General features: G+C 33.6%; 6 protein-coding genes. 1 reads left to right on the plus strand and 5 read right to left on the minus strand.

The genetic code is table 11. From position 1 onward, the window contains the following. From ABJM36_RS07920 to ABJM36_RS07935, 4 genes are all read right to left on the minus strand, one after another. Positions 1 to 1,236, minus strand: a 1,236-nt coding sequence (locus ABJM36_RS07920; protein WP_348450915.1) for a cadherin repeat domain-containing protein, incomplete at its 3' end; no start/stop codon positions are given. Between the two features lie 16 nt (positions 1,237 to 1,252). Beyond that, positions 1,253 to 1,876, minus strand: coding sequence for a tail fiber protein (locus tag ABJM36_RS07925; protein WP_348450916.1), 624 nt, complete (start codon positions 1,874 to 1,876; stop codon positions 1,253 to 1,255). An 11-nt stretch (positions 1,877 to 1,887) separates the two neighbouring features. After that, the gene (locus tag ABJM36_RS07930; RefSeq protein ID WP_348450917.1) at positions 1,888 to 2,499 is read right to left on the minus strand and encodes a tail fiber protein; all 612 of its coding nucleotides are present in this window, start codon (positions 2,497 to 2,499) and stop codon (positions 1,888 to 1,890) included. A 14-nt stretch (positions 2,500 to 2,513) separates the two neighbouring features. After that, the gene (locus ABJM36_RS07935) at positions 2,514 to 3,134 is read right to left on the minus strand and encodes a tail fiber protein (RefSeq protein ID WP_348450918.1); all 621 of its coding nucleotides are present in this window, start codon (positions 3,132 to 3,134) and stop codon (positions 2,514 to 2,516) included. A 517-nt stretch (positions 3,135 to 3,651) separates the two neighbouring features. Between ABJM36_RS07935 and lysM the strand changes: the two genes are divergently transcribed. After that, positions 3,652 to 4,149: a peptidoglycan-binding protein LysM gene (gene lysM / locus ABJM36_RS07940; RefSeq protein WP_348450919.1), complete on the plus strand. Its 498-nt coding sequence runs from the start codon at positions 3,652 to 3,654 to the stop codon at positions 4,147 to 4,149. Between the two features lie 83 nt (positions 4,150 to 4,232). Here the strand turns inward: lysM and ABJM36_RS07945 are convergent, their stop codons facing one another. Further along, positions 4,233 to 8,669, minus strand: coding sequence for a CheR family methyltransferase (locus ABJM36_RS07945; protein WP_348450920.1), 4,437 nt, complete (start codon positions 8,667 to 8,669; stop codon positions 4,233 to 4,235). Positions 8,670 to 9,182: the final 513 nt, after the last annotated feature.

Raw genomic sequence — 9,182 nt, forward strand, 5'->3', positions numbered from 1 at the left:
TTCACCTGAGAAGAAAGGGCAATTATCATCCACATCTGGTATGTCATCATTGTCGTCGTCGTCGTCACAAATATCACCTGTGCCATCACCGTCGTTGTCAGCTTGGTCTGGGTTTGGTGTTTCTGGGCAGTTGTCGTTAGCATCAGATATACCATCACCATCGGTATCAACTATTTCTATAGCATCTGTAACATTAACAGTTATATTCTGAAAAACTTGTTCTCCTTCTGAATCAGTAATTAAAACCCTAAGATTATAACCGTTATTTCCCCCATAATCTTGTGGGTTTTCAAAATCTGGAGCTACTTTAAAGGTAACAACTCCTGTATTAGAAACAATATCAAAAAAAGCTCCATCTATTCCATCTGTAGTTGAAATGGAATATGTTAAGTCTAAACCAGCAGCATCATCTTCAACATCCGTGGCATCAACATCATAAACAAATGTTTCGTTTTCTACAACATTTACCGTTACATTACCACCAACTGTTGGTGGTGTATTAGCAGCTAAGGTATTATTAGTAAAAGCAACAACTGAAAGGGCTTGATTAGGTACTGTGTGTATCCAATTAGTTATATCTTCAATATCCGATCGTGACACTCCATCTCTTATACTAGGCGGGTCGAACTTGTATTCAACTCTATCCAGTCCTATAAAACCATCGCCGTCATCAGGAAAACCATCTATAACGATGGCATCCGGAAAATCTGATGTCGGATTTTCAGAGCTAGGTATGCTACCCCCATTTTGAGCAGGTGCTACTCCAGAGCCAGTATAAAGGACGGAATATACTTCGGTAATACCATTAATTACATCCTCATCGTTATCTGAATATGCGTATAGTCCATCACCATTTGTTGCTATACTAAAACCACCATTTCCAAAAGCTGTTGAGACTGTGGCAGTGCCGCAATTTCCTGATGTACATGATGTTACTAGGGAGTTGGTGCTTGTTTCGTTAACAAACACAACGATTCCTGCATTAAGTCCGCCAGCTCCTACGGTGTATTTTATAACAGCTTCACCTGAAGGAAATCCATTAAATGTAAAAGCATTGCTGCCAGAATTGTATGCGTTATCGGTAAAGTAGATAATTTCGCCTGCTGGAATATTTTCGGATGCGGTGAATGAGAAGCCATCGGTAGATGTATGATTCATTCCTACAATGGTTACCTTTTGCGAAAAGCCTAACGTAGCTATTAAAAGAGCGACAAGCAATAAAGTATTTTTTTTCATAATTTGAAATTGGTTTTTAATTTCTAGAAGGAAATTGTCCCTGAATACAGATGATATAATTAATGGCTAAGCTTGGTTGGATATTGGTATGCGATTGGCCTCCACCAGAATTATGTACAGTAGTAGTAATGCTAGTGCCTGCCAACGTTTTAGAATTGGTAGGCGTGGTGTTAAATGCATTTAATTGACTGGCGATATGTTTCCCATTTCCATCAGCTTCTTCTCCTGCCGATGTATTTACTGCTATTTTAATTGTCGAGTTTGGATCAACTGCGTGCGAATGGCTAGGTAATTCTGCAGTACTTAGGGTTGCTGTTTCCGTACCAAATTTTTGTCCAAGAGTTCTATTAGATAATCCAGGGCCCTGTCCCGCTCCTATAGCTACACGCCCTCTTAAATCTGGTAATGCAAATGTAGTTCTTCCATCGCCCCCGTAAATAGTCCCTAAAAGTGAAAATAATGCTTGATTTTGACTTATGGATAATAATTGCCCATGGCAAAATGCCCATCCCCTGGGAGCAAAGGTTCCGGCAAACATGCTTATGCCTCCTAAATATTCGTCACCGACTTGAGCTTCTGTTTTATTGGTGCCTAAAAAAGATGCTAGTACTATGCCTAAAAGTATAAATTGTTTTTTCATAATATAAGTTTTTAATTTCTAGTAGGATATACTCCTACCAATGCAATAATGTAATGTATGCCCAAACTAGGTTGTATATTATTGTGTGATAGATTACCACCTGTAGTACCTAATAAAACAGTTGAACTGAAGCCTGCTAGATTGGCTTCGGGTGTACCTTCTAGGTTAAATGCATTAGTGTGATTCGCTAAAACGTGTGCATCGGCATTTAATTCTGTGCCGTTATCTGTACTTACAGCAATTGTTACCGTTGAAGTTGCTAAGTGATTATGGCTAGGTATTTGATTTTGTGTTAATGTTACCTGCTCTGTACCAAATTTAGAACCTTCCCTTCGGTCTGATAATCCCGGTCCAGTTCCCGCACTAACGGGAACTCGTCCTCGTAAATCTGGCAATGCAAATGTGGTTCTGCCATCGCCTCCATACAAAGTTCCTATTAAAGAAAATAAAGCACTATTTTGACTAACAGCCAAAAGCTGTCCATCGCAAAAAGCCCAGCCTCTTGGGGCAAAATTACCTGCAAACATTTTAATTTGCCCTAAATAAGGGTCTTGTGCTTGTACTGAGTTTGTACCTAAAACCGATAGTAGTACAATGCATAAACGTATAATGTGTTTTTTCATAATTTTTAGTTTTTTTAGTTTCTTGACGGGAAAGTACCTGTTAACGCAATTATATAATTAATAGTTGATGAAGGTTGCATGTTATTATGGGGTTGGTTTCCACCAGTATTATTTATAGTGGTTGATGATGTTACACCTCCTAATTTGGCATCAGGAGTGGGGTCTTCATTAAAACCACCAAGATGTTTTGCAAGGTACTGACCGTCGCTAGAATCACTAGTTCCTGGGTCATTACTAATATTTAGTTGCGCCGTTGATGTTACCGTGTGCGTATGGCTAGGTATTTGATTTGGTGTTAATGTTTCGTATTCTGTGCCAACTTTTTCACCTAGTTGTATAGGGGAAAGACCTGGCCCATTTCCTGGATGCATTGCTGCTCTACCTCTTAAATCGGGTAATGCAAATGTGGTTCTGCCATCACCACCATAAATAGTACCTAATATCGAAAATAGTGCGGTGTTTTGACTTATTGGTAATAATTGCCCATGGCAAAATGCCCATCCTCTGGGTGCAAAATTACCAGCGAAAATGGCTACTTCCCCTATTAAGGGGTTACTACTTTGTGCTTGTGTTTGTTGGTTTGTACTAAAAAAGGAAATTAGTATTAAACATAAAATTATACCTTGTTTTTTCATAGTATAGTGTATTGTGAAATTAAAATTAATCAATAAGAGTCCTTTAAAACTTACATTAAATTGTCTATGCACGTTTGTTTAATAATTTTCAGGATTTAAAAACCTAGCAACTATTTAATGTCAAAAATGAATGGGATAGTACTAAATTTAAAAGATTTAGCTTGAAGAGTAATTGTTTTTTCATGTTCGTTGATTTAAATTAATAGCATTAGGTAAAACATCTACTAATTGTTAAAAAACAAGTAAATGCGCTATTAATTAATGGAATTAGAGAGAGACTATTAATGAAAGTTTAAATATTCTAAATTATTCTTGAAATGAAAAAAAACTCCGATAAGCGGTAATAAAATCATTACGAATGGGGGTTTAAATTAAAATATACGTTTGGTTATTTGGTTTATTACTGCTTAAAGTGTTTATTTTCAGGTGGTTTCTTTGTGGTCTTTAAGTGGGCTTTGTGACTTAATAATATTTGTTGTGTCTTAAAAGTATTAACCCAATAATATAAAAATATAAAATGGGATTATTTTCATTTATTAAAAATGCAGGAGCCAAAGTATTTGGTATTGGAAAAACAGTTGAGGAGGAGGCGAAGGAAGACGCTATGGAAGCTGCGTCAAAAGAATTAAAATTAGAGGAGGCTGCAGCAAGAAAGCTTGAAGAAACTATAAGAGACTTGCAATTACAAGTTGAAGGTTTAAAGGTCTTTATTGATGCCGATATAGCAATAATTTCTGGATTAGCATATAATCAAGCAACACGAGAAAAAGTGGTGTTGGTAGTTGGGAATTCAAGCGGTATTGCAACGGTTGATGACCAAATGACGGTTGAATATGAAGAGCCTATAGCAAAATTTCATACCGTAGTTAGTGGGGATACTTTAGGAAAAATTGCAAGAACATATTACGGTAATGCTATGAAATACCCAGTTGTTTTTGAAGCGAATAAGCCAATGCTTACAGATCCAGATAAAATATATCCTGGTCAAGTATTACGAATCCCAGTTTTAGATTAGAACATAAGCGATTAATTAATAGCTAATTATGTTATGTTCAAAAGCCAACTTGAAAAAGTTGGCTTTTTATTTTTGTTGGGTATTTAATTTACAATCCACTTATTTAAAGTTTCAAACAATTCGTCCTTAATTACAGGTTTGCAAAGAAAATCGACGCAACCTTTTTTGTAGCATTTTTCTTTTTCTTCTGGCATGGTGTAAGCAGTTTGCATAATTACTCTAGCCTTTGGGTTTATTTCTAAAATCTTACTTAAAGCTTCTATTCCGTTCATTTCTGGCATTCTAATGTCAAGTAAAACAACATCAATATTTGGGTGGTTTTGATAGGTGTTTACGGCTGCTGCACCTGTTTTAGCAAATAATAAATTAGCACCAGTATTTTTTAATACCACCTTAAATAATAGTTGTATTAAGGCGTCGTCTTCTGCTATTAAGATGGTTTTAGCTTTTAAAAAGGTACTGCTTTTTGTTGGTACTGCTTTTTTCTTTGCTTTTTTAAGCTGTGTAAGCTTTAAAGGAATAGTAAATTCGAAGGTAGTTCCAACATTAAATTTAGAGCTAACGTTAATATAACCACCTAAAAGGGTGACAATGCCTTTGCAAATAGCAAGACCTAAGCCTGTACCTCCATATTTTGCACTGTTTTTGTAGTTAACTTGCTTGAACCGTTCAAATATTTCAATTTGTTTGTCTTTTTTAATTCCAATGCCTTGATCTTTTACAAAGAATTTTAAGTTATTATGCTCTACCTCAAAACCAAAAGCGATTTCACCTTTTTCAGAAAACTTTAAGGCATTGTTTAATAAATTTGAAAGCACCTGTTGTAACCTGTGGCAGTCTGTAATAATTACTAAATCTTTATACTTGTCTGGTATAGAGGTTTTAAAAATAATATCTTTTTTAAATTTAGTTGCGTTTAATTGCTTATATGTAATCTCTAAGTTGTCTATAAGGTTTGGTACATGACATTCTTTATATGCCATCTTAATTTCATTAGATTCCATTTTTGCAACATCAATAATATCATCAATTAGATTTAAAAGTTGTTTAGAGTTTCCGTCAATAATTTCAAGATATTTAAGTCGATCCTTTTTTGGTAAATTATCATTTTTAAGTAGTTCGGCGAAGCCTAAAACCCCATTCATAGGTGTTCTAATTTCATGACTCATATTAGCCAAAAAATAATTTTTATGAATGTTTGCTACTTCTGCTTCTTTTTTAGCTTTAATTAGTTCTTCTTCGTAAAGTTTTTGCTGGGTAATATCTTGAACAGCTCCTTTAAGCTCTATAATGTTATCGTTTTTATCTCGTACAGCTTCTCCTATTGAACAAAGCCAACCAGGTTTTCCTCCGTTTTTAATTATTTCTAATTCCAAATTATAAGGTAAGCCTGTGGTTTGGCAGTCATTAATCGATTTTATTAAGGTTTTCCAACTCGATTTAGTAAATAATGAACTGCTCGATTGTAAATTTGGAGGTGGCATTTTGGGATCTAACCCGTATATTTTATAAAGTTCTCTTGTCCATTTAACGTTACCAGTTTCTACATCTAAATGCCAACTACCTACGTTTGTAATTTCTTGAGCGCGATAAAGCTCTTCTTGACTTTTAGCTAATTCTTCTTTTTTGTTTTTAAGTTCGGAAATATCTGCAAAGGTTGCTGCAAACTCACCTTTAGCAGGGCAAAACAGGTGTACTTGGTAATGTTTGCCTTCTTTAGTTGAATATTCTTTTATAAAATTTTTTTTATTAGATAGTGCTGTTTCTCCAAAAGTTTCTATCCAATATGTAGGGTCGTCTTGTATGTATGGTAGTATATCCATTAGCCTGTTCCCTACAAAATCTTTCCGTTCTAAGCCAATTAACTTCTCAAAAGCTGTATTTGCATCTATATATATCCAATCTATTGGTTTGCCAGATTGGTCTGTTATAATTTCACCGTGTAAGAATCCTTCATTTAAATTGTCAAAAAGGTTTTTATACCTAAGCTCAAAAGTTCGAAGTTCTTTCTCAGTTTCTTTGAGCTTATTGATGTTATTTAGGGTTATTACAATGCCGTTAATTTTATTGTCCGAGGTAATAAACGGACTAGCTCTAAATAAATAATAGTTATGGTTTTGATCCCTTAATTGTTTTTCTATAGTTATAAGTTTTTTTAAAACTAATTTAGAGTCTTCAATAATTCCTGCCCTAGTGTTTTCGGGAAAGTTGGATGTAAAACTAGAAAGTGGCCTGCCATAATCCGATTCATGTAAGTTAAATACCTCTTTGAGGGCTGGCGTAAAATTTCTAATACGCAACTCAGTATCTAAAAATAACGTTGCAATATCGGTATTATTTAGCAGGTTTGTTACATCGTTACTTAAGTTGGTAAGTTCTTTGTTTTTTTCTTGCATCTCAGAGTTTACCGTGTATAACTCCTCGTTTACAGATTGTAGTTCTTCGTTTGTACTTTGTAGTTCTTCGTTAGATGCCATGAGCTCTTCGTTAGAAGATTGCAATTCCTCATTGCTGATCTCTAACTCTTCAATAGCGTTTTGTAATTCGGTTTTTACAACTTTAAGTTCATTTTCTAAGTCTTCCAAACGTTGGTTTGATACCTCATCGACATCTATATTTTTAATAACCAACGGTGCTTCATGTTCTAGCTCCTTATCATTAGTAAACTCTATTAAATAACAGCCATTTAAATCATCATCAATACTAGGTTTATTAAATTTTAGATCGAAGGAGAAATTTTGTGTTTCAGTTTTATTAATAACACCTTTAATAACGATATCCTTATTTTCACTTTCTAATCTTCTAATACCACTTCTTATAAGGCCCGCAATATCTGCATTTACTATTTTTAATAAATTATTTTGAAAAATACCTGCGTTGTGAGATAAACGATTTCCTGCATCTCCATTAATGAAAAGGATATTGAAATTTTTATCAATAAAAATAGATGCTGGACTAAACTTTTTATTTAAATATTTATGAAATACCAATTCTGGACTTTCCTTTATTTTAAAATTAGGTGGTGGTGGTGGTGTTACAGGGTTTTTATAGGAAATTGTGGAAACCCTTTTTAGATTAGCGCTTTGAGAAGGGTATTCTTTTGTTTCTGCAATATTTTGAAATATTTTCCACTTTACATCGATAGTCTTAAAATACTTTGCGGCCGAACCTAAAGACTCACTATTGCCTAAAAATAAATAAGAATATTTATTTAAAGCAAACTGAAAATTATGAATCACCTTCTTTTGAATTTTATTATCAAAATAAATGAGTAAGTTCCTACAGGAAATTAAATCCATTCTGATAAATGGAGGATCCTTAATTAAGTTATGATTCGAGAATACTATTTTCTCTCTAATCCGTTTTATAATTTGTATTTTATCTCCAATTTTTAAAAAGTACTTGTCTAAATATTTATTTTCAATCTCATTGGCTATATTGATGTTATACATACCAAATCCTGCAATAGTTAAAGCTCTTGAATCTATATCTGTACCAAATATTTTAAATTCAATATTTAGTTTATTGGTTTTAACATAATCATCAATTAAAATAGCAATAGAATATACCTCTTCACCTGTAGAGCAACCTGCAATCCATATGCGTACTGCTTCATCTGTATCTTTAGATTTGCAAATTTCCGGTATCACCTTAGTTTTTAACAAACTGAAAGCTTCTGTGTCTCTAAAAAAACGAGTTACCCCAATTAAAAAATCTTCTTTAAGGGCTTGTTTTTCTTCTTCGTTACTAGATAAAAAGGTAGCATAATCGAACAAATGCTCAATATTATTAATATGCATTCGTTTTTCTACTCTACGAATAAGTGTGTTTTTTTTATACTTTTTAAAATCTATTCCAGAAAACTTGTAAAGAATAGTAAAAATGTTATTTAATACGGTGTCGTGAGATTTTTTATCATTTATTTTTTCGTCCAACAATGATTTGCTTATTACGTTTTTACTAATTATTTCTGCAATTTTTTCTGGGCTTGAAATGTAATCTGCTAAGTTTGTCATTATTGCAGAGTTTGGCATGCCATCAAATTGTGCTGAAATAGGATCTTGAACCACGATGGTGCCTCCTTGTTCTTTTATGGTATGTACCCCCCTCGACCCATCGGAACCTGTGCCAGACAGTATAATACCCATGGATTTCTCTTTATATTCTTCGCCTAACGTATGGAAAAAGATATCTATTGGTAGGTTAAGATTATTTTTTGGTCCTTTATCAAGCAAGTATAACTTATTGCCTTTAATATGAAGATTTTTATTTCTTTGATTTAAATAAATGCAGTTTGGTTTTATAACCTGCTTGTCTTCGGTGGTATAAATAGGCATCGAAGTGTGTTTACTAAGTAGCTCGGGCATTAAGCTTTTAAAATCAGGAGAAAGGTGCTGAATGATGATAAAGACTATACCAGTTTTGCTGGGTAGGTTATCAAAAAGTGTTTGTATAGCATCCAATCCACCTGCAGAAGCACCTATACCAACAACATACATGTTGTTTTTTTGAGTTTTCATTTAATAAAATTAGGATAGCTAATATAAGGATATGTAGCAATAAAACCTACTTAGTGAATAGAAAATTCTGTCAAAGCAGTGTTGCTTGTAAAAATTTATCTCATTCAAATACCCCTAAGATTTTTGGGAAGTATAGGTGAAACGTTTTTACCGTCCTTTATTACTTTTCTTATAAAGGTGGAAGATAGTTGCCTAATAAGCGCATCGATATGATGTTTTTTTTATGCCCATTAAACTGCGTGTTTACTTTAGTGTTGGGAATTCTAGGTTAAATGGAGATATGATGATTTTCTAAAATTACCTCATAGTTTTTCCATTTATGGAAACTTTTTAAGTTGCCTATAGTTAATATTAAGGTAAAACCATAATCTAGATATTTTTCTTGTAAATGGGCTTGCCCATTTACTGTTTCGACCTAAAAAAAACTCCAATAGATATGCTTAGGGAGTCATTATTTCCTTATTTGGTAAATAAGGTTTTGTTGTAATATTTTTTAAATATAATAACCATAGT

The sequence above is a fragment of the Algibacter sp. genome (genome assembly GCF_039977455.1).
Taxonomy (GTDB): Bacteria; Bacteroidota; Bacteroidia; order Flavobacteriales; family Flavobacteriaceae; genus Algibacter_B.